Genomic DNA, 21,810 nt, shown 5'->3' with positions numbered 1-21,810 from the left:
TGCTAAACACGAACCTCGCATCGACCAAGCAAAAAGTTGGCAGAACCCCCCCCGGCGTGGTGTGAGGGGGCGGTTTTTCTAGCTATTTGGCCGCGTAGAAGCGATTGGCCAGGATTTGTTCCAGGACAAACACGCCGCAGACCAACAGCATCATCTGGGCGTAGAAGGGTTGGGCGTTGGAACCCGTTGTCGCCGACCAATCGATCTGTTCTCGCTCGGTGACCAATTTGTAGCGGTCGGCGCCGAGGATCGCGGTCAGGTCGTCGGTCGAGATTCGCTGCAGGTCGGTTTCGGCGGGAGCCAGGTTGACGCTGTAACCGAGGGTTTCGCCGCTGCTGCGCAACCAGTAGTTTCCTGCGACGGCGGCCGGCCCGGGGGCAACTTGGCTGCCGCTTGATTCGACGACGACGGGGGCTGCGGAACCAGCGAACAACTGATACCGATGCGGCGCTCCATCGGCTGTCTTCAGTCCTACCGGCTGGCCGACGCGAACGTTGAGTGTTCCCGGGTCGCGATCGGCCAAATAGTCAAACGCGCCACGAACCAACAGAAACGCCGGCCAATACTCTTCGCTGGTGCTGAACAGTTCGTTCCAACGCCGCCCCGGGCCGTCGATTCCGGGCAGCGGAGTCGTGAACATCAACAACCGCCCCGCCCCGATGGCTCGATCGATCATCGCGGGGTGCTGAGTATCGGTGTATCGAGCGATCACGACGTCACTCTCTTGGCGATCGATCTGCCAGTAGCGATAGATCGGGTACAGTTGCCAGGGAACGTTGCCCGCGACGGCGGCAAACGGTCGTAGCGCCGGATGGCCGCTCCCCTGCGTATCGATCCAGTGTCCCGGTTCGGGGACTCGCCACTGCCGGACCACGCGACCGATCAACGGATCGTCATCGGTTTGTTCTTCTTGCTCTTCCCAAGCAGGGCCCAAGCTGACCCACAGCTTGCCACCTTGCTGAGTCCACGCCGTCAGCAGGTCTTGTTGCGCTGTCGACAGTCGCGGAGGATCCAGCAGACCGATCACGCGGTAATCGGAAAGTGTCGTTTGCAGCAGGTCGGACATCGCGATTCCATCGACGTCGTAGTCGACGCTGCCGCTGCCACTGACACCCGGCAACGCCAACGCCTGTTCGATGACACGTCGCTCATTGGCGTTGTTGGAAACCAGCAGGGCACGCGGCGGTTGATTCACGGCGATCGTCAGATAACGCGTGTTGTCGATCGGCAATGCATCGGTTTCGCTGAGCGCGATCTCGGCATGATGGACTCCCGGTTCCAGCGGCGGCAGCGACAGCGTGATGTCGCTGCGAGCCGGATCGGCGATCGTGGCTCGCTGGCGATCGATCACCCGCGCCTCGGGAAAGACTGTTTTTCCATCGCGCAGGACGGGGAGCGTCGGATCGCGATCGTACAACCGCAGTTCGACCGAGACCTGCCCCGACGGGAAATCTCCGACGCTGGCGACTTGGGTTTGCACCGGCACCGGGATCCCGCGAGCTACCGATTCCGAAGCGACCTGCACGTCGCCGAGGGTACGATTTTGGGCGACGTCCGAACCGACATCGATGACTTGTAGGTCGACGCCTTCAGGCAGGGAGAGCGTTGCCGATCGGTTCCAGCTGGCGGCGGTTCGGTCGGTGATCACATAGACGACGCGCTGCTCGAAGGGGCTGTTGGCGACAATCGCCGCGGCGGCTTCGATCTGCTGTTCCAAAGGCTGCGGGACTTGTAACGGTTCCAGCCGCCGGATCGCCCGCCGCGCCGCCGCGAGATCGATCGCGGCGACCCTCGGTTTGACGCTGCGGTCGAGAATCGCCAGAGTGCTCGTGTCGGTGTAGTGATCGACGATCCACCCGGCCCATTGGCGAGCGATTTCCAGCCGAGATCCGTCATCGGTTTGATAGGTCATCCGCACCGAATTGTCGACCACGATCGCAACCGCCGAGGGACGCTGTGTGTTGACGACCGGTCCCTTTTCGGTCGCCGCGACGGCGGCGCCCCAGATGGTCGCTCCGAGTAATAACAGGCCGCCAGCGATCGCCATCGGGAGCACAAATCGCAGCGATTTCTGCTGAGCAAATGCCCAAGCTGCCATCGCGGCGGTGGCCATTCCCAAAACGGCGATGATGCCGACCGAAAGCCATGTGCCGCCGCGAGCACTCGGGACGTGCGGTTGGGCGAGGGCCAACGCGAGCCCGGCCAGAGCCAGCACGCGGAGCAGCAGCAGCGACCAGTGCCGGACACGCATCCGGCGGCGATTGGTTTCGATCCGCTGGGTGAGAAATCGCAGGGCGGGAAATTCCAGCCGCTGCGGTTCGCGTCGTCCCAGCAGGTGCAGGGCGATCGGAATCGCGGCTGCGGCGAGTCCGAACAACAGCGTGACGTTAAGGAATCCCATAAAGACGATGTTCGGCCGAACTGGTGAATCGGTGTAGCCTGGAGTGCTGGTTGCGATGCCGTGCCAGCTTAGCGGATCGGGGGGGAGTTGGACCTGGATTGCGAACTCGTTTAAGCAGCTTCGTCGTTTTTCGATCGTTTGACAGCATCTTCGCTGATGTGTCCGTCCTCGCTGACATCTTCGAAGCGAACCGAGACGCGTGTCGAAACGCCCGATTCCTGCATCGTGACGCCGTACAACGTGTGCGCGGCGGTCATCGTCTTTTTGGAGTGGGTGACGACGACAAACTTGCTGTGCTCGAGAAACTCCTGCAACACGCTGACAAAACGGCCGATATTCGCTTCGTCGAACGGTGCGTCGACCTCGTCCAACACGCAGAACGGGCTGGGGCGGTATTTGAAGATCGACATCAGCAGCGCAACGGCTGTGAGCGCCTTTTCACCACCCGAGAGCAGCGTGTTGCTGAACGTTGGCTTGCCTGGCGGAGTTGCGATGATCTCGACACCGGCTTCCAACGGATCGGCCCCTTCTTCGAGGATCAGGTCGGCGCTACCGCCGCCAAACGAGCGACGATACAGTGTTTGGAAGTTGGTCCGAATCGCTTCCAGCGTGTCGAGGAACAGTCGCCGCGAATCGGCGTTGATCTTGTTAACGATCCGTTCCAGCGACGCCTTGGCCGCGGTCAAGTCTTGATACTGACCGTGCAGCATGTCGTAACGCTCTTGCAACTCTTCCAGTTCTTCGAGCGCTTCCATGTTGACCGATCCCGATTTCTGCACCTGTTGGCGCAGCGTGGTGATCTCCTGTTCCACCGCTTTGCGATCTTCGGGTGGTTCGAAGTCTTCGGGGATCGGCACTTCGGCGAGATTGATCTCGTAGTCGTCCAGCAACCGCTGGGCTAGGTTTGCTCGCTGGACGTCGGCGGTGTCGCGTCGGCGTTGGATCGCGTGGACCTGTTCGGCCGCTTTGTTGACCCGCTTTTGAACCGCATCGATCTCTTTTTGCTTGGCTGCGATGTTGACCCGCACGCCACTGACTTCCGCCGCAAGCTGCTTGAGCGCCGCGCCATCGGTCTGTTCCAGCAGATACAGTTCGTTCAATTCCGAAGACGCGTCGAGCATTCGGCGATCGAGATCTTTCTGGCGTTGCAGTTCCGCATCCAACCGTTGTCGAACTTCATCGACAGCCTCGCGGCGTTCGCCTTGGTCGCGGCGGACTTGGCCGATCGCCGTTTCCAACGCCTCGCTGCGCTGTTCGCTGCGGGCCAGTTCGACGTTCGCTTTCATCAACGCATCGGAAGCTTGACGCTCTTCTTCTTGAGCCGCCTGCAAGGTCTGCTTGTACTCTTCCTGCTGGCTCTCGTACCGCTGGGCCCGTTGCCGACAACCGGCCAACGCCTGCCGCACTTCCACCAATTCGACCTGACTTTCGTTGTGGGTCCGGTGGATCGATTCGGCTTCTTCGGTCAACGATCGCAACGCATGGACTTGCGCGTCCAAGGCATCGGTCGCCGCGGTCAGCGTGGCACCCGAGGCGGCTCGCTGGGTGACTGCGTCGCGGTGCTTGGTGATGATCTGGTGCAGTTCGGCGTCACGTTGTTCGACGTTGGCCGCCAATCGCGACGCTTCCTTGTCCGATTCTTCCAGCTGGTAGCGATAGGTTTGTTGTTCTTTGCGAGCCGAGGCGAGTTCGCTGCGGCGGCTGACCAAACCGGCGGCCGCTCGAGCCGGGCCGATCACGACGCTGCCGTCGCGTTCCAGCAGTTCGCAGTTGCGGGTGACAAAACGTAGTCCCGCTCCGCTCAGTCGGCTCAGGCCCAAGGCGATCTCAAGCGATTCGACCAACCACGTGGTGCATAACAGATGCCTGACCAACGGCTCCAGCACTTCGTTCGCTTTGACCATTCGGTCGGCGCGGCCGATGATACCGCTGAGCCCGTCCAGGCGGATTCGTTCGCCTGGCCGCACGCTAGGCAATTCGTCCATCCGGATCAGCCCCACGCGACCGCTCAGTTTGACTTCGCCCGAGGCGACCGCGTGTTGAAGCTCGTCGCCGCTGACGACTAGAAACTGCGACTTGCTACCGAGGGCAACATCGATCAACGGAGCGACATGAACATCGGCTTCGAACAGATCGGCGACGATTCCACGACAGCTGGCCAGGGGGGCGGAGTCGTCGCGAGCGGCGGCGTCTAAGACATCTCGGACACCGTTTTCGACTCCTTCGTGGCGTTGCTGCAAATCTTCCAGCACGTTCAATCGTTCGCTGACCCCGTGCAACCGGCTCTGCAACGCCGCGATCTCTTCGCGGCGGCGATTGAGGACGCGGCGGCGGTCGGCCAATTCGTTTTCCATCGTATCGATCTGGACCGCATACGCTTCGATCTGCGTATCGAGATCGGCCACGACTTTCTGGCATCGCTGGGCATCATCGGTCAACCGCTTAACAACCGCTTGTTGCGCAGAGATCCGTTGTTCGAGCACCTTTTCGCTGCGTTGAGCTTCGGCGATCTGTTGGTTCAACCGCTGCATCTGGCCATCGAATTCGCTCGCTTGGCGGAGCGCTGTCAAATGCTGTTGTTCGGCTTCCAGGCTGCTGCGGCGGACGGAATCGACATGTTGGCCTACGCGAGCGTTTTCGGCTTCGGCAGCTTCGGCAGTCGCCTTCGCGGCAGCTCCCATTTCCAACGCGTCTTGCAGCCGAATCTCCAAGCGTTTCAGTTCCGCCGTAGCGGTCCCGGCTTGAGCTTGCAGAACTTGTAGCCGTCGTCGCTGGGCGGCGCAGGAATGTTCGATGTCTTTACGAGCGGTGGTGTCGGCGTCGCGACGACCGGCCAGCGATGCGATCCGCCGCGACGATTCGGTTCGGCTGGCTTCGACCGCTTGCGCTTTCATCGCAACCGACTGGACACTCATCTCCAATTCTTGACGCGACTCGGTCACGCTGGCCAGTTCCGCTTGCACCGCCTCGCGTGCCGCTTCGGCTTCGGCCAGTTCGGTGTCGGTTTGTTCCAAGCATTGCGAGAACTCTTGCCAATCGGTCCACGCAACCTGCATCCGCAGTTCTTTCAGACGCGTGCTTTGGATCCGATAGCGTTCCGCTTTGGTCGCCTGGCTTTTGATGCTTTTGAGTCGCGCGGCGACTTCGTCGACGATGTCGCCCAATCGAACCAAGTTCTGATCGACGCGAGCCAACCGCCGGGCCGCTTCGACTTTCTTCGCTTTGAAACGGCTGATACCGGCAGCCTCTTCAAAGATCGCGCGACGATCCTTGGCGCTGGCGTTGAGCATCCGATCGACTTTGCCCTGTTCGATCAGGCTGTAGGCATCGATTCCGATCCCGGTACCGCGGACCAGATTTTTGACATCCTTTAAGCGGCACGGTTCGCCATTGATCAGATACTCGCCCTCGCCGCTGCGGAAGACGCGGCGTGTGACGTGAACCTCGGGAGCGTCGACTGGCAGCGTGCCGGCGGCATTGTCGAAGACGATTGTCGCTTCGGCCGATGCAGCCGCTTTGCGACTTTGCGATCCCTTGAAGATCACATCGGACATGTCCTTGCCGCGGAGACTTTTGGCCGATTGCGAACCGAGCACCCATTTGATGCCGTCGACAATATTCGACTTGCCAGAACCGTTCGGACCCACGACGACGGTAATGCCGTCGGGGAAATCGAATCGGGTTCGGTCGGCAAAGCTTTTGAAGCCTGCCAGTTCAAGGGCTTTGAGCATGCGAAGGGGTTCGTTCTTGCGACGGGCAGAAAGGGGTAAGGCACCTCTCAGTCTATTATTATGTTAGAGCAGCGGAGTCTGTCGGCCTCAATTGGTCCATTTTCGAAGGATTTATCGCGGTTTTCGACACTCTATGGCGTTAAAACTTCCACCAAGCTTCTTTTTTGCCGCTGCCGACCGGGGGGTCGATATTGCTCGGGGCTAGCTCTGCGTAGCTCGATTCTTCGCTGGCTTCATCCGTATCGCGATGGTAGGTGCGGAGCGTTTTGGGAAGCGGGTCGATCGCAAAGCGAGCTTCCAGATCTCCCTGCTCTTTGGCGATCCGAAGGACTTCGACAACGTCGCTGTAGTTGCCCCCGACGTCGGCGATTCCTTTGATCAACCCGCCAACGGTCGCCGAGCCAGTGCTGCGAGCATCTGGTTTCCCCGGTTGAAAACGGCTGATTCGCAGTTTGCCTTGGTCGTCGCCGCGAACCATGATCCCCGATCCGGCCATCAGATATTTTGGGGGACGAATCGCCACCGGGCCGCCAAAGACGACGACTTCGGCGTAACGCAGCGTGCTGACGACCACCAGTGGTTCGGCTTTCGATGCGACGTGGAAAAACGAAAAGCCATCTCCCAGCTCGGTCCCTGGGACCAACAGTTCGCGATCGGGACGTTCACGCAAATTGCGGAACGCGCCGTAGCGAGTTTCAACGCTCGTCTCATCCATCAATTCTCGCAGCCCCTCGGCGGCTAATCGATGTTCTAAGATGCTCAGGGCTAACAGAGATCGGTACCGGAACGCAGGTTCGGTTCTGGCGAGTTCGACCAACGGGTCGATGGCGTCGACGTCGTCCATGTAGGCAAGCGCTTCGGCGGCATAAAACCGGATCTCGGGATTGGCAACGGTCGCGGCCACTCGCAACGGCACCGCCCCTTCGTCGCCGATCGCTTCCAGTTGTAGGGCCGCGGCGGCGGCGGTCGATGGTTCGGTCAACCGAGCCGTGAGGTCTTTGATTCGGACATGCCGTTCGTCGATGGAATCTTTGATCGCAACCGACTGCACGACCGACATCATCCGTGGAATGTTGCGGTGGTAGGTTGGATGGATCGACAGTTCGATGAAGTCGTCCTCTTTGGCGTTGGCGATCCCGCGGCGGTTGGTTCCATCGAAGAAGAAGAACCGGCGATTGATGTCGTTGGCAATTTGTGCGGAGATGAAAGCGTGTTGGAACGCGGGACGGATGATCAGTCCCACGGTGCGCGATTTGGTGCTGCGGCCTCCCGACGGGATCACTCCCTCGCGAATCAACGCCTTCTCGTCTCCCGCTTCGTAGGCGCTGCGGATCAGCACCGGCCCGGTCCCCACGGCCAGCATATCGCTGGTCCGCAATTGATTGTTCAACAACCGAACCTCTTGTAGACGGGCGGGCATCAACCAACCACCACGCAAACTGGTTGCGGTCGATCGCGTGCTGATCCGAACAAACAGATCGATCGGATCGTCTTTCTGGATTCCTGGGGGCAGGAAGGCTTCGACCGAAACCATCGCCGATTGATTGGAGTCCAGAAATTGATTGGGGTCGTTGATGTTGAGCGTCTTGAGCTCCGACAGGATCGTATCGCGTTGAGGGGATGGTTCAGGGATTCCCCCGGTGCCTGCCAGGCCATTGACGATTGCGATCGATTCCAATTTGACGGGGTTCATACCCATCGAAACGGTTGCATCGCGAACCAGTTTAGGCCGGTTTTCACTCTCGAAAAGTTCTTCGACAACCGCGACCTCGTTTTCACTCGCGTCGTCTTTCTTCCCCATCCAAGGGCTCAGACAGCCACAGCTGGCGACGATCAGCAATCCCCACAAAGCGGATTGCCCCAGTCGAACGAAACGGGCCGAATTGGCATTTATCATGGCGGGCATCCTTACCCAGGAAATCTATCGCAGCGAAGATGGCAAGACAAACATTATGCTATTTACCAGCGGCACATTACCCCCGTCGCGTCGGCAAGGTCAAGCCGGATCGGGGCGAGGGATTGGGTAAACCGCCGCCACGTTGACCGTTTCTGACAGCTGATCGATGATGGGGGCCAGCGGAATCGGGGCGTGGTCGCATGAATCGGTCGATCGGTCAGCCGCAAGTCCTCATACTTTAGATGGAGCCTTCCTTTGTCGCGTTGGATGTATTTGATGATCGTATGCACGGCGTTGATTGGCGGCGCGGGACTGGCGGCACAGCCGGGTGTCAACGCGACGCTATCGCGGAAGATGGGGCATCCGTTGCACGCAGCGATCATCTCGTTTGGTTCGGGGCTGTTGGTGCTGGTGGCGATCGCGATTTTCAGCGGCCGCTTTCCGCCGCGGTTCACCGATTCGTTGTCATCGCTCCCTTGGTGGGCATGGCTGGGCGGATCGATCGGCGCCTTTCTGGTCACGATGTCGATGATCTTCGCTCCCCGCGTCGGCGCCTTGCAGTGGATCGCATTGATCGTGACCGGGCAAGCGATCGCGTCGTTGGCGTTGGATCACTTCGGGTTGGCCGGCTTCACCCAACGCTCGGCCAGCGGTGTGCGGGTGATGGGAGCGATCCTATTAGTCGCCGGATTAATTCTGTCGAGCATGGAGAGTGGACCGCGCAGCACGCCGGCCGTCAGCGACGAAACTCGTTCCAGCGATGCGCGGCCGTCGGCCGAACGTTGAGCGGCGGTTGTTTGAAGGACGGGGGCGACGGAGGCGTTGCAAGCTTGCTGGGGACGCCGAAAGTGAGTTTTAACGCAACAGCAGTTTTGTTGAATTTCTAAGTGAAAATGAACAAATTGCATCGAAAACTGGAATTAAAATCTGGCCTGATTTCTCTTGGCGTTCTGGCGGCCTTCTGATAACCTCCCTCGGTCAACGAATGGGACTTGAGACGTCGAAGGATCGCGTCTTACGTTGATGTATACTAAGGCGTCACAGCCTCCGCCCGAGGAAGGAGTCGGTAATGGAACAATCTCAAAGTTCAGCCACAACGGTGCATATTCGTTGGATGATTCGTCGCGATATGCCGTCGGTTCTCGACATCGAAGCGGCAAGCTTCGAATTCCCATGGTCGGAAGATGAGTTTATTCGCTGCTTGCGTCAGCGGAACTGCATCGGCATGGTTGCCGAAGAAGATGACCGTGTTGTCGGCTTTATGATTTATGAGCTGCACAAGAACCGTTTGCACATCCTCAACTTTGCCGTCAATCCCGAAGTCCGTCATCGTGGCGTCGGCCAAGCGATGATTGGTAAGTTGGTTGGCAAGCTGTCGCACGATCGCCGCAATCGGATCATGTTGGAAGTTCGTGAAACCAATCTCGATGCTCAACTGTTCTTCCGCAACAGTGGCTTCAAAGCGGTTTCGGTGCTTCGCGATTTCTACGACGATACCAGCGAAGATGCATACGTCATGCAGTACCGGTACCAACCTAGCCAACAGGAAATGTCGGTTCCCAAGGGAAATCGAATCGGCCGCATGGCAGGTTAATCCCACGCTTGCCTGGTTTAGACACCAAGTGGTGAAGAGGCGGCTGATATCTCAGCGCCTTCGGGGGCAACCTCATTCCGCAGCCAGCAGACCCAAGCTGTATTGGGCGGTTGGCGGAAGCCCCAAGAAAGGCTTGCGCAAACCTTGAGACTCCCGATGTCCTCTGAGAGTCTGCGTTTGGACTCTTGTGTGGCTTGCGTATTCGGCTGTATGCATCGGACAACCGGTCAAAGTGCCCGGAACGAAACCAACAAGGTTTGGCGTTCACAACACCATCGCATCTCAATTGAACAGGTCGTGGATGACTTGGCCACCTTCGGGACCGGTCAGTCGGTGGGCGCGGCCGGCGTGTTGATAGGTCATGTTGTTCGCATCGAGCCCCAACGCATGCAGGACCGTCGCGTGCAGGTCGCGGAAGTGAACCTTCCCTTCCACAGCTCGAGAACCGGTGTCGTCGGTCCGCCCGTGAACGTAGCCAGCCTTGACGCCACCGCCAGCCAGCCAAAACGTGAACCCACGATGATTGTGACCGGTTTCGTCTTTGCCGTTGTCGGGAACCAGTCCAGGCCGGCCGAATTCGCCTCCCCAAACCAACAACGTGTCTTCCAACATTCCCCGCGCGGCGAGATCTTCCAATAACGCAGCGATCGGCGCGTCGATGGTTTCGCAATTGGCTTTGAGGTCGCGTCGATGATTCTTATGTTGATCCCAGCCGCCGTGATTCACCTCGATGAATCGCACTCCCGCTTCGGCAAATCGGCGCGCCAACAGGCACTGACGGCCGAAGTCGGTGGGACGGCAGGTGCCGACCGACAACTTTTTTCCAACGCGGTATCGCTGTAGCGTCGCTTCGGTTTCGTTGGACAGGTCCAACAGATCCGGGGCGCTGCTTTGCATCCGGAACGCGAGTTCCATCGATTCGATGATGCCGTTTAGATGGGACTGATCGGCGCGTCCGGTGGCATGTTGTCGGTTCATCGACTGGACAAAATCGATCTGTTGACGCCGTGCCGAGTGGGGCAGATGCTGGCTGGCGATATCGCGGATCGTCGCTTGGGACATATCTTCGCCATTGGTGCCGATCGGCGTCCCTTCGAACTGCGTGGGCAGGAAGCTGCTGGAATAGACCGAGGGCTTCGATGCGTTGAGGCTGATAAAGCCCGGTAGATTTTCGTTTTCGGTTCCCAAGCCGTAAGAGATCCAAGATCCCATGCTGGGACGTTTGCGGAGCCGTTCGCCGGTGTGCATTTGCAGAAACGACTGGGCGTGATTCCCCGTATCGGCATGCATCCCGTTGATGATACACATCCGGTCGATATGCCGGGCCGTTTCGGGCAACAGCTCCGAGACCCAGATTCCATTTTCGCCATGTTGGCTGAAATCGAAGACCGACCCGGCGTGTTTCTTCTTTCCCGTTTGCGGTTTGTAGTCGAATGTATCCATCTGCGCCGGCCCGCCGCTCATGCACAAAAAGATTACGCGACGCGCCCGCGGGAAGCTGGGGGTGATGCCGGCTGTGGCGGATGCTGAAGGAGCTGCAGCGACGGCTTGCTGGCACAGCGATTGCATCGCCAGATACCCAAAACCGAAGGATGTGGTTTGAAGCATCTGCCGCCGCGTAGCGATGGCAACGGAGTTTGTGTTAGTCGACATAGCGAAACTCGTTGGAGGTGAACAAAGCTTGGCAGAGACTGGCCCACGCCTTCTGCTGTCGCTGCGGTAAATCGATTTCCGATGGGAACGAGGTCTCGGTTTGCAGCACCAATGCCACCGCTTGTTTCAACTCAAGCGGGGAAGGTGGGCGTTGGAGGGTGGTCTGGAATAGCAGCCGGATTTTGGAGTCGTCGTCTCCGCCACTGGCCATCAATCGTTCGGCAAGTCGTTCGGACTGAGCCACGACAAGTGGACTGTTCATGAAGAACAACGACTGTGTCGGTAACGTCGTCACGTTCCGCTGGCCCAGCACTTCTATTCCATCGGGCAGATCGAAGGCGGACAGTTCCGCAGGTGGCGCGTGCCGCAGCATGCACAGATACACGCTGCGATGATTGCTGGGGCGGTGAAGGTTGGCGGCGGCGCCCAGTGGCCGATTAATCAGCGCGACCAGTTCCTGGATCGCGGAACCTTGTCCTGGAGCAAAATCGAGTTCTCCGCTGGCCAATAACATGCTGTCTCGGATCGATTCGGCATCCAGTCGCCGCGACAGGTGTCGCCCGTACAGAAGGTTTTCGGGATCCGCGGCGGCTAGCGATGGATCGCATTGGCTGTCCAATTGGTAGGTCCGGCTGAGAACGATTGCTCGGATCAGTTGCTTGATCGACCAGCCGGACTGGACGAACCGGTTCGCCAGGTGGTCGAGTAATTCGGGGTGCGATGGTCGGCCGCCATAAACACCAAAATCGTCGGGCGTCGACACAATCCCGCGCCCCATCAAATGAAGCCAGATCCGATTTACCATCACGCGAGCGGTTTGGGGATGGGAGGGATCGGTCAGCCATCGCGCCAGCTCAAGTCGTCCGCTGCGCTCCGGAGCGATCTGCAATTCCTCTGCGATGGTCGGACTGAATCCATTGGTCGATTCAGCCGCGTCGACGAATTGGCGATAAGCGGTCAGAGTGCCCCGAGGAACCTGTGGACCATATTTGCCCGTCAGCCCATCGATATGGACTTTGCTGTCGACTATTTTTTCCGGGTTGCGTTCGCGCACGCCCATCGCCCAACCTAAGGTTCTTGGTGGTTCGGGTTGGTCCGCTGTGCGGTACAACTCCTTCGCTTCTACGGTCGAGAGTGCTCTTGGAAACAGTGCCACATGCGCCAGGTTACCGTGCAGCGGAAATGCTTTTTCGCTGCGAGCTCCGAAGCAGAAATCAAGCGAATCGCCAAACGTTGCCGGCATCGTTGTCTCGATTTCTAATCCTCCATTGAGGAAGACTTGGACCTTCTTGTCTTGGCGGACCATCGCAATATGGTTCCATGTTTGCGGCTGAATCACCGTCGATCCGGCAACACTTTTCTTCCCAGCATTCCCATTGAAAACGAACAATTTGCCCGTTCGCGACTTGTTGTGGGTGCCACCAATTCCCAGATGATCCCCGGGGACGTTTTTGTCGTTCAGCATGCCACGGGAAAACAGATACGCCGTGATCGGGCGACTTCCGTTGGGTGATTCGTTTTTGAACCAAAACGCGACGCTGTAGGAGACGTCCGCGGTGGGCAGTTTCCCAATCAAGCGACTCCCTTTGAGTGCGGCAAAGTTCTTCGGTGAAAAACCTCCGACATCTACGGCTTTCAATTTCTCCGGAACCGATTCCAAAGAGCTGTAGAGCAACGGATCGAGGCTCTCGATCGCTTGAGGATAGCTGGCGGGAAAAATCGGCGAAGTGCTGCGGGCGTCCCGATCTTCGCTCTCCGTCACCCATTGGTCACGGAGCGGATGGAGCGGAGTTGGCGGAGCGGTCAGCGATTCCTTCCCCGCCAAGCCGTAGAGTGTTTCGGTGCTGGAGAAGATTCCCGCCAACGCATAGTAGTCGCGGGTGGGGATGGGATCGTGTTTGTGATCGTGGCAACGCGCACATGCGACACTCAATCCAATCGCCGTCGTGCAGACCGCGTTGATCTGATCGTCGACGATATCCATCGCAAAATTTTTGTTCATCGCGACCGCTGGCTTCGAACCGATCGCGAGGAATCCGGTCGCGATGAGATTCCGATTTCGTTGGTCGGCTGTCTCGGCAGGCAACAAATCACCTGCGATCTGTTCGGTCAAGAAGCGGTCGTAGGGCGTATCGCGGTTCATTGCGTCGATGACATAGTCGCGGTAACGCCACGCATTGGGCATGCTCGCGTTGCGTCCCAGTCCATCGTTGCCGTTGGATTCTCCATACCGCGCGACGTCCAACCAATGGCGTCCCCAACGAATCCCGAACTGTGGCGAGGAGAGCAGGTGATTGACCAGACGACGAATCGCACCGCTGCGATCGTGCTCGCAATCGGCGATAAAGGCAGCGGTCTGATCGTTGGTTGGTGGCAATCCAATCAAGTCGACATACAGACGCCGAACGAGAGTTTCGGGGGGAGCATCTGTCGTCGGTTGCAGCCCTTCGGATTCCTGCCGCGCACCGACAAAATGGTCCAATGGATCGAGAGCCCACGAGGCGTCGGCAATCTGCGGCGGCAGAGGCGAACGGCGTGGTTGAAACGACCAGAGCGATTCGCGATCCAAATCGTCATCGGAAGGATGTGTCGTCGTTTCGGTCCGCGGATCGGCTGCGCCACGAGAAACCCAACGAACGAAATCGCCGACGACCGTTTCGGGCAGAGGCTCATCGGGAGGCATCGCCGATGCGCCCTCGTCGTATCGCAGGGCTTGAATGATCAGACTGTTCTCGGGATCGTTGGCCATCAAAGCTGGTCCCGACTCTCCCCCCTTCATCATCGCTGCCTGGCTATCGAGCAACAGCTTGCCGCCAATTTCGTCGGCGTCGACGCTGTGGCAACCGTAACAATGTTCGACCAAAACAGGCCGGATCTTGTTCTCGAAAAACATTCGCTCTTGCGCCGAGATCTCCGGCTGTGCTAACGCGAACTGCAAGTCGATGACTGCGGATAGACAGAGGCAGAGCAAGGGAAGGATTCGAAACAATTTGACAGCCTCGATTGGAGCGGTGGGGGGCGCCGGCCGGGTGGGGGTGCAATTATCACAGAATGCGGGGCGTATTGCAACATTCTTTAGCCCTTGCTCTCAGGGCAAAGCATTTTTCAAGCTGGAGCGCCAGTGGAAATTGTAGCCCGCCGCGTAGGGGAGGAAGTCACGCGGTTCCTCGTTTACGCGTCCGGTTACCAATAGTGCCTAAACGCAAACAGTGATTGATCCGTTCCCTTGCTTTGGGCTGCTGTCATTCTTATGCGAAGTCGTGGCGGGCGGTGGGAAGCTGTCCTGTTCGCGCGCGAAGTGCAGGCTAGCCTGGGGGAGTATCGACTCGCGATTAACAATCCCGCAAATGCTTGCTGCAACCTACGGCCGTTGGTGCGGTCCTCGTTGAGAGCTCAACCGAGTGCAGTACTAGAAGAGAGCTGCTTTGCGGATTGGCAATGCAACTCGCGCCACCGAAGAGTCTGGCGGAGGGTTCTCGGGATTCTGGTTCGATCGACTGTCGACAGCCGATGGAAGCATCCATTCCGCCGCAGTCCACGACGCCGCTGGCTGTTGTTTGCCCGGGCTGGGAATGCTTACCTGACGGCACGGTCGGGGGACCGAATCGGTCCGATGTCTGGAGTGCGAGACTTGCTGGTGAGCCAGCGGAGCGTTGGAACGCAAGACGACAGCAGATCGATGCCTTGCTGTCGCCGTCAGAGTGCGACCTTGGCGGATCGCATCCTTATCCTTAATAGACGCGTTACGCTGCGGCGCGGTGTTCGAAAGCGATGTGCAATGCAAAACGAAGCGGTTGATCGTCCGTTGCGACCACTTGGCAACCGAGTTGGCGATCGAGGTTGATCACGATCGGAGCTTGCAAGTTGGTGGTCAGCCGGCCGACGTGACCGGCGACGGTGGTCACGATATAGGTTCGATCTTGAGGTCGAATCTGCAGCGTTCCCAGGTCGCGTGACGAGACACAGGCTCGATAGTCTTCGACAAACGCTCGGGGGCTGATCACCGCCACCGCTTGCGTCGCTCGCGAGACCGATTGCAGCCAAGCCACCGCGGGGCTGGTCGGATCGGGGACCAAGCACCATACCTTTAGCGATTCGAGACCGATCAATCCCTGAGGAAAGTTGAACAGTTCGTTTTCTGCCAGGTCGAGCGTTCCGAAGCGGCTGGTGTTGATACGCATGACTGCGATTCCCAAAACGTGAGGTTTGTGGTGTGCGGGAAGCGACTCGCGAAATTGCCTGGAGAGGAATCGTCCCCGGAGACCGTTCCATCGCTTGTCGGCCAATTGTGGCAGGTGCGATAGGGGCTTGCGGTCCCGTTTGCGGCCGATTCCCAAAGGTCGCTGTTCCTAGTTTTCGGCAATTTCAATCGCCAACATTGGAAAATCTGTTAAAGGAAGTTCAGGACGGTTAACTGCGATATCTGTGCAGTGACTTGCAGACTGGCCTGCATCGCTTGCTGCCGGGCCGTCATCTCGCTGATCACCGAGGCAAAGTCGGCGTCGATTTGGTTCGACAGCTGAGCGCTCAATTCGATCGATAACTCTTCGGTCTGTTGGCGCACGTTGTCCAGATTCTGGACCCGCGAACCGACATCCGCTCGCATCTGCACTGACTGCTGCAGATGCTGATCCATTCGCGGTGCCAGACGCGTGATCTCGGGAATGTCCCCTTCCTGAATCGCGGTCCGCATACGCAACAGGGTGTCGATCGTGCTGCCCGTCTCGACCGGGCGGTAATCGGTGCCACGGATCACTGCGTTCCCCGCTTCGTCGACAGCTTCGGTCTCCTCCGTCCCGGCGGCAATCAGGCCCAACGCCTCGCCGACGCTGCTGCCGGTCGGTTGCCCGATCGTCAGCGTCGATGTCCCGGCGATGCTTTGCAGTTGAATCCCATTGCCATCGGTTCGCAGCGAGGCCGTGACCGCGTTGGGGCCGATGTTATCGACGTGATTGTTGATCCGATCGATGACATCGCCAACGGTCTCCGCACCGTCGACATCGATCTCCAACAGACTGCCGTCGGTTCGCGAAATTGTGAGATCGGTGCCGTTGGTCGTTTCGTAGCCCAGCCCGCGGTTGAGTTCGGTTAGCTTGGTCGCGGCTGTCGAAGTTCGCAGGCCAAGCTGCTCGGCCGCCGTGCCGCCGTTTTCCGTAATCGAATAATCGACCCCATCGGCCAAGCCTGCGATTTGGATCTTGCCGGTGGTTTGATTGATCGTCGCTCGGACATCGGCACCGGAAAGATTGATGGCCACGGCGACGTCTTCGATCGTCTCGGCTTGGCTCAGATCGACAGTAAACGAGCGACTTCCTTGTTCGATCCGGATTCCCGCGCTGACGTCGATCCCCGCCCCGCCAGCCACATCGGTCAGCTGGACCGAACCGGTTAAGACGGGATCGAGATTGTGAGAGACCAACGGCAAGCCGGAATAACCTTGCGGATTGCGGATGCCTAGCAGTTCGGCCGTCTTCCCCTCCCCGACATCGTCGATCGATAGCGTGCCGCCAAGTCCATCGGCATAATCGATCGAGATCCCCGTCGACGACAACGACACGCTCAACGGCCGCTCTTCCAACGAAATGTTGTTCAACGCGTCTTGCAGGTCGCCCACCGTTTTGGCCGCGCGGAGATCGATATCGGTCCAGCTCTCTCCGCCGCTAGCTCGAATCACGCCCGGCGGAACACCGCTTCCGCCATAGAGATCTTTCAGCTGGGTCTCGCGCGTGACGGCCGCGTCGAGATCGGAACTCGATGCGATCGATGCTCCCACCCCAAGCGATTCTTGAGCGTTGACGCCGGTGTTGAGCAACCAATCCTTGCTGATCTGCGTCGATTGCAGCGCTGGTTGGCCCGACCAAACGACAAAGTCTTCCTCGCGGGCCAGCGGCGGCGATTGATCGATCGCACCTCCCAAGACGTAATGCCCGCGGTAGCTTTGGTTCGACGCGGTGATCAAGCGGTCGATGGTCAGCGCCAGACTCTGCGCATACGCATCCCGCTCCTCGTCCCCCAGCGGTTCCTGAGCACCGGCAATGATCGTGCCCTGCGCTTCGATCAACGCATTGTCGATCGTCGCCGAAACCGTGTCGGTGACGTTCAGATACCCTTCGGCCGATTGCGCGTTCCGCAGCATCGTTGCCGAATATTCCTGCGATGCTTGCAAAGAGATCGCCGTGATCGCGGCGGCGGGATCGTCGCTGAGCGTATTGACTCGCTGCCCGGTGCTCAGCTGGGTGTACAGATTTTCGAGCGCCAGGCTGTCCGTGTTCAGCTGACGAATCAACCGCTGCTGCGTTAGCGCATCGGAGGTTCGTGGCGTAGAGACCGGCAGCAAGCTCATTTCAGATCCCGAACGTGGATGGATTACGGCGGCGACCAACTCTCCCGGTCCGCGGCTCAACAGTCATTAATCGGACTTGCAATTCGAAAGAATTCAACGAAAGCGGCGATTACAACATTTACGCCCCGCCCGCTGGCTGGGTGTTTCCCCTGCTTGGGGTGCTTCGGGGGGATTGCCTTCCCGATCCGCTCGGTCCCGACTAGGATAGCTGGCGAAGCAATGCGGTCGGGGCGACCGCGGGGGACCAACCGGTTGTCGGCGTTTGCTGGACGATCGAGCCACCGCCGCGCGGAGGCATGCGGCGGTAGACGCGGGCGGAAACCGACAGAACAACTTTTCTGTAATTTGTAATTAGGGATGGCCAAACTGGAGTCGCAAGGTCGCGTCAAATCGGAGTGACTGTGCGATCGATCTTAAAACGAACCGGCCTCGTCCTGCTTAACGTTTGGATCGTCTTCCACTTTTTTGCCATCTGCACCGCGCCAGCTTCGATTCCTCCGTCGACCCAAATCGCCCGCAGCGCCTGGCGGATGTGCAGCGGATACCTGCAGGCGTTGTATCTGAATCACGGCTACCACTTCTTCGCTCCCGAACCGGGGGGAGCGACGTTGGTCACTTATGAAGCGACCCGCGGCGACGGTTCGATCGATTGGAACCGCTTGCCCGATCGGCAGCTTTCCCCTCGGCTACGCTATCACCGGCACTTCCTGTTGACCGAACAGATGGCTGCGTTGTTTCGAGCCCGTCCGGATCTAAAGCCGTTGATCGTGCAGACCTTTGCCGCGCAGATCGCCCGTCAGCAACAGGCCGCATCGGTCACTCTGTCGCAAGTGCAGCACGAATTATCGACCCCCGATCAGGTTCGGGCTGGCCGCGCGATCGACGATCCGATCACTTACAACGAACTTTGGCTTGGCGAATTCAAATGGCACAGCGCACCGCGCCCCGATTGATCGCCAACGTTCGCGATCGCTGGTTTGCGATTCGCGACGCCTGGCAACAATTCTGGTATCAACCCGAAGATCCGATCGGCGTCGCATGGCTGCGGATCGCGACGGGGTTGGTCTTGCTGTATACGCTGGCGATTTGGTCGTTCGATCTGTCGGCATTTTTCGGCAGCGAAATCGGCTGGCAATCGGCGGAATTGGTCAGCCATATCCAGCACGGTCAGTGGACGTTTTCGTTTTGGTGGTGGGTTCCCGACGATTGGTTATGGCTGGCGCACGGCGCGGCGATGCTGGTCGTCGCCGCGTTTACGATCGGTCTGTTCACGCGGATCACAAAATTCGCGGCGCTACTGATCTGCATCTCCTACGCCAACCGCGTACCGATGGTCCAATTTGGCTTGGATCAAGTCACCGCCGCTTGGTTGTTGTATCTCTGCTTGGGGCCGTGCGGCGCGCGGTTGTCGATCGATCGCTGGTGGAGTCAGCGGAACCGGCGGCGTCGAGGACTACCAACCGCCCCGGTCGCGTTGTCATCGGCAGCGCGATTGACGACGCGGATGGTCCAGGTGCATCTGTGTGTGATCTATCTGTGGGCAGGACTCTCGAAACTGCAAGGCGGTTCGTGGTTGTCGGGGGAGGCGATCTGGTGGATCGCGTCGAATTACGAACACCAGCAGGTCAGCATGACCTGGCTCGCTTATGTCCCCTGGTTGTATCAGTTGCTCACGATTGGCACTTGGGCCTGGGAGATCTCGTTCTCGTTCCTCGTCTGGAACCGGTCCCTGCGTTGGTGGGTGTTGACCGTTGGGATGGGCATGCACGCTGGAATCGGGCTGTTCTTGGGGCTGTGGCCCTTCGCTTTGATTATGGTTGTCGGTTATGTGAGCTTTGTCCCCACGGCGATGTTGGTTCACTGCAGCCAAGCGTTGCGTCGAGCGAGCGGATTGTCGCGCGGTGACCGAAAAGACTTACAAGTCGAGCGGAGCCGTATCGAGCTAGCGTTCGCGGATGACGAGCGCGTCGCGCCGGAGAAGTCTGCTCGGGCTGCCATTCCAAGCGCGGCGAACGAGAAAACCGACCAGCCATCGACGGTGAAGCTTGCAAGCGTTTGCGGCTCCGATCAGGATGCGAAGGACTCTGCGGCGGCAGCGGTCTGCGAACCGATGGCTGCGGGGGACGCACGTCGTCCGGCAGTGAAACCGATCAAGAAAGTAAAGATGATGCTTGGCGAAAACGATCGCGACAACATGGTTCTGTTTGTGGAACGGTCTGCCAAACGGCGCTGTAGTTTGATTCGAGCTTTGGAAGCGAATGGATACCGTTGTATCGGGTTGGACGCCTGGCCCGAAACGATCGAGGTCTACAACGTGCTGAAGCCGCGCTATGTCATGTGCAACGGATACAAGCTGCCGACTAGCGAGCTTCGGTTTTGGCGAGCCCAGTTGGACGAACGCCCCGATTCGGTCTTCGTCGTGTTGGTCGAACCGCATCAGGTCTCGCAGACGACCTCCGCCGATGGACGGACGATCGGTTTGGCGATCCCCGCATCGTTCGAACAGATTCGTGCCGCCTTGGAAGGCGTTCGCCCGCCGGCCGATGATGGCGGTTCGCTGCCGCAGGCCGGACCGACGTCCGAGTCGGACGAGGAACCGGGGGACAATATCTTTTCGCTTACTTCTCACAACCGACCAAATTAACGACACTATGATTGGATCTCGCCCGCGTCCCCCTCGTCCACGGCATCGTTTTGGTGCTTGGTTCGCCGCCGTTTTGGCTGCGACATCGATCCTTGTCACGCTGGGGTGTGATGGCGGGAGACTCTCACCAGCCGAGCTGTTGCAGCGCGGCCAATACCTGTCCGATGCGCAGCGGCCGGCCGAAGCGATTAGCGTCTTTGATCAGTTGATCGAATCGCAGCCGGCAAATGCTCAAGCCCTTTATCTGCGCGGTTTGGCGCACGAGCGAACCGGTGACGGCGAGCGAGCGTTAAGCGATTATGATGCCGCGATCGCTGCCAACCCGGGCTACGTCGAAGCGTACAACAATCGCGCCGTGTTGCACGCGCAGAACGGCCGCTTCGAAGCCGCGATCGCCGACTTTACGCACGTCTTGAAGCAATCGCCAAAGTTTGTTTTAGGGTTCAAAAACCGCGGCCTCGCCTATCACGATACCGGTGATTTTGCAGCGGCGATGGACGATTTCGACCGCGCGATTCAATTGAGCCCCGACGCGCAAGGCTACTTCATGCGTGGCAATCTACACTTGGAACAGAAGCAATATGCGGTGGCGATCGCCGATTACGACAAATCGCTGGGATTGGACGATTCGAATTCCCGCGGCTGGCTCAATCGCGGTATGGCGTTGGCTCGATTGGGCAAGACGAATGAGGCTCGCGAGAGCCTGCAGCAGGCATCGCAGATGGATCATGAGATCGTATCCCAAGAGATCGTTTTGGCGATGCGATCGTTGGCGTTGGATCCTTCGGTTGGGTTGGATGTCGAATTGGTCGACGTGCAGCAAGCGATCGATGCGCAAGGATGGAAGGCGACTCGCGGGGAAGAGCCTCATTTTCCGTTCACGATCGAAAAGCAGGGCCAGCAGCGGAAGCTGTTCGTCGCGCTCTTGGATGTGGATCAGGAGAGTATCGCGATCGCCGCCGCAGCGCAGCCGGCGGTGCTGGATGAATCGATTCCCAAGAGCTTGTTGATCGCGACCGATTCGGGATTGCAAGGTGGTCAGTGGCGGTTCATCGAAGATTGGCAGCCAACGTCGGAACAGGTCAGCGTTGCGACGTTGAAGGTCGTCGTCGATCCGACGCCATGAGTCGATCGGGCTTTCGCAAAACCAGACTCGCGACGACGAAGTGGTCTCGCGATGGAAACGCTTGATCCGCAGCGTCGATCATCCCTTGGTGCGGTAGCCGATTTCACTCAGCACGCTGCGGACGGTTTCCAGGTGATCGCCTTGGATCTCCAAGTGATCCTCTTTGATCGTGCCCCCTGCGCCGCATCGCGACTTGAGCTGCGTTAGCAGTGCGGGCAGATCGTTCCCTTCGGCGGGCAAGCCTTTAACCAGCGTGACCACTTTGCCGCGTTTGCGTTTTTCGGTCATCAGCCGCGCGGTCTGTTTTTGTGGATCGAGTTTGGGTGGTGGCAACGGTGGGCATTTGCAATCTTGTTCGAGTGCACCGCAGCGATCGCATGTCGGTGGGATGTCGAAGGGTGTGCCTGCGAAGAGTCTCATC

Annotated in this window: 14 protein-coding genes; 6 read left to right on the top strand and 8 right to left on the bottom strand. The window is 59.0% G+C overall.

The window, feature by feature from the left end:
* Positions 1–82 precede the first annotated feature (82 nt).
* From EC9_RS20560 to EC9_RS20550, 3 genes are all read right to left on the bottom strand, one after another.
* Positions 83–2,401 (bottom strand): BatA domain-containing protein, encoded by a 2,319-nt coding sequence (locus EC9_RS20560; RefSeq protein WP_145347991.1) that lies wholly within the window; start codon positions 2,399–2,401, stop codon positions 83–85.
* 110 nt (positions 2,402–2,511) lie between these two features.
* On the bottom strand, positions 2,512–6,132 hold the full coding sequence (gene smc / locus EC9_RS20555; RefSeq protein ID WP_145347990.1) for a chromosome segregation protein SMC: 3,621 nt from the start codon (positions 6,130–6,132) through the stop codon (positions 2,512–2,514).
* A gap of 139 nt (positions 6,133–6,271) precedes the next feature.
* Positions 6,272–8,029 (bottom strand): flagellar basal body P-ring protein FlgI, encoded by a 1,758-nt coding sequence (locus tag EC9_RS20550; RefSeq protein ID WP_218934305.1) that lies wholly within the window; start codon positions 8,027–8,029, stop codon positions 6,272–6,274.
* Positions 8,030–8,305: 276 nt separating this feature from the next.
* Between EC9_RS20550 and EC9_RS20545 the strand changes: the two genes are divergently transcribed.
* Together EC9_RS20545 and rimI are read left to right on the top strand one after the other, a co-directional pair.
* Complete coding sequence (locus EC9_RS20545; RefSeq protein ID WP_218934304.1) at positions 8,306–8,815, top strand: DMT family transporter; 510 nt, start codon at positions 8,306–8,308, stop codon at positions 8,813–8,815.
* A gap of 328 nt (positions 8,816–9,143) precedes the next feature.
* Positions 9,144–9,623, top strand: coding sequence for a ribosomal protein S18-alanine N-acetyltransferase (rimI, locus tag EC9_RS20540; protein ID WP_218934847.1), 480 nt, complete (start codon positions 9,144–9,146; stop codon positions 9,621–9,623).
* A gap of 282 nt (positions 9,624–9,905) precedes the next feature.
* Here the strand turns inward: rimI and EC9_RS20535 are convergent, their stop codons facing one another.
* Both EC9_RS20535 and EC9_RS20530 read right to left on the bottom strand, forming a co-directional pair.
* A complete protein-coding gene (locus tag EC9_RS20535) occupies positions 9,906–11,276 on the bottom strand; it encodes a DUF1501 domain-containing protein (RefSeq protein ID WP_246105803.1) in 1,371 nt (456 codons plus the stop codon).
* Positions 11,266–14,265 (bottom strand): DUF1553 domain-containing protein, encoded by a 3,000-nt coding sequence (locus EC9_RS20530; protein WP_246105802.1) that lies wholly within the window; start codon positions 14,263–14,265, stop codon positions 11,266–11,268. Before EC9_RS20530 ends, EC9_RS20535 begins: the two co-directional genes overlap by 11 nt.
* Positions 14,266–14,701: 436 nt before the next feature.
* Here EC9_RS20530 and EC9_RS26670 point away from each other — a divergent pair, with 436 nt between their 5' ends.
* Positions 14,702–14,860 carry a hypothetical protein gene (locus EC9_RS26670; RefSeq protein WP_218934303.1) on the top strand — a complete coding sequence of 53 codons (159 nt, stop codon included), beginning with the start codon at positions 14,702–14,704 and terminating at the stop codon, positions 14,858–14,860.
* Between the two features lie 159 nt (positions 14,861–15,019).
* On the opposite strand, the gene fliW is transcribed toward EC9_RS26670, so the two are convergent.
* The gene (fliW, locus tag EC9_RS20525) at positions 15,020–15,457 is read right to left on the bottom strand and encodes a flagellar assembly protein FliW (protein ID WP_145347985.1); all 438 of its coding nucleotides are present in this window, start codon (positions 15,455–15,457) and stop codon (positions 15,020–15,022) included.
* Between the two features lie 209 nt (positions 15,458–15,666).
* The gene (locus tag EC9_RS20520) at positions 15,667–17,619 is read right to left on the bottom strand and encodes a flagellin N-terminal helical domain-containing protein (protein WP_145347984.1); all 1,953 of its coding nucleotides are present in this window, start codon (positions 17,617–17,619) and stop codon (positions 15,667–15,669) included.
* Between the two features lie 401 nt (positions 17,620–18,020).
* On the opposite strand from EC9_RS20520, the gene EC9_RS20515 reads away from it, so the two are divergent.
* From EC9_RS20515 to EC9_RS20510, 3 genes are read left to right on the top strand one after another with little or no spacing between them, the layout of a single operon-like run.
* Entirely contained in the window at positions 18,021–18,572 is a 552-nt protein-coding gene (locus EC9_RS20515) for a hypothetical protein (RefSeq protein WP_145347983.1), read from the top strand.
* The gene (locus EC9_RS26665; RefSeq protein ID WP_218934302.1) at positions 18,545–20,263 is read left to right on the top strand and encodes an HTTM domain-containing protein; all 1,719 of its coding nucleotides are present in this window, start codon (positions 18,545–18,547) and stop codon (positions 20,261–20,263) included. The genes EC9_RS20515 and EC9_RS26665 overlap by 28 nt, the downstream gene beginning before the upstream one ends.
* Positions 20,264–20,270: 7 nt before the next feature.
* The gene (locus tag EC9_RS20510) at positions 20,271–21,389 is read left to right on the top strand and encodes a tetratricopeptide repeat protein (protein WP_218934301.1); all 1,119 of its coding nucleotides are present in this window, start codon (positions 20,271–20,273) and stop codon (positions 21,387–21,389) included.
* 78 nt (positions 21,390–21,467) lie between these two features.
* Here EC9_RS20510 and EC9_RS20505 read toward each other — a convergent pair whose 3' ends face one another.
* Positions 21,468–21,809 carry a translation initiation factor gene (locus EC9_RS20505; RefSeq protein ID WP_145347981.1) on the bottom strand — a complete coding sequence of 114 codons (342 nt, stop codon included), beginning with the start codon at positions 21,807–21,809 and terminating at the stop codon, positions 21,468–21,470.
* Position 21,810 lies beyond the last annotated feature (1 nt).

Origin of the sequence: Rosistilla ulvae, from assembly GCF_007741475.1 — a bacterium.
In the GTDB taxonomy this organism is placed as follows: Bacteria; Planctomycetota; Planctomycetia; order Pirellulales; family Pirellulaceae; genus Rosistilla; species Rosistilla ulvae.
Note: the sequence above shows the minus strand (reverse complement) of the source record. Positions and strands in the feature narration are given on the sequence as shown.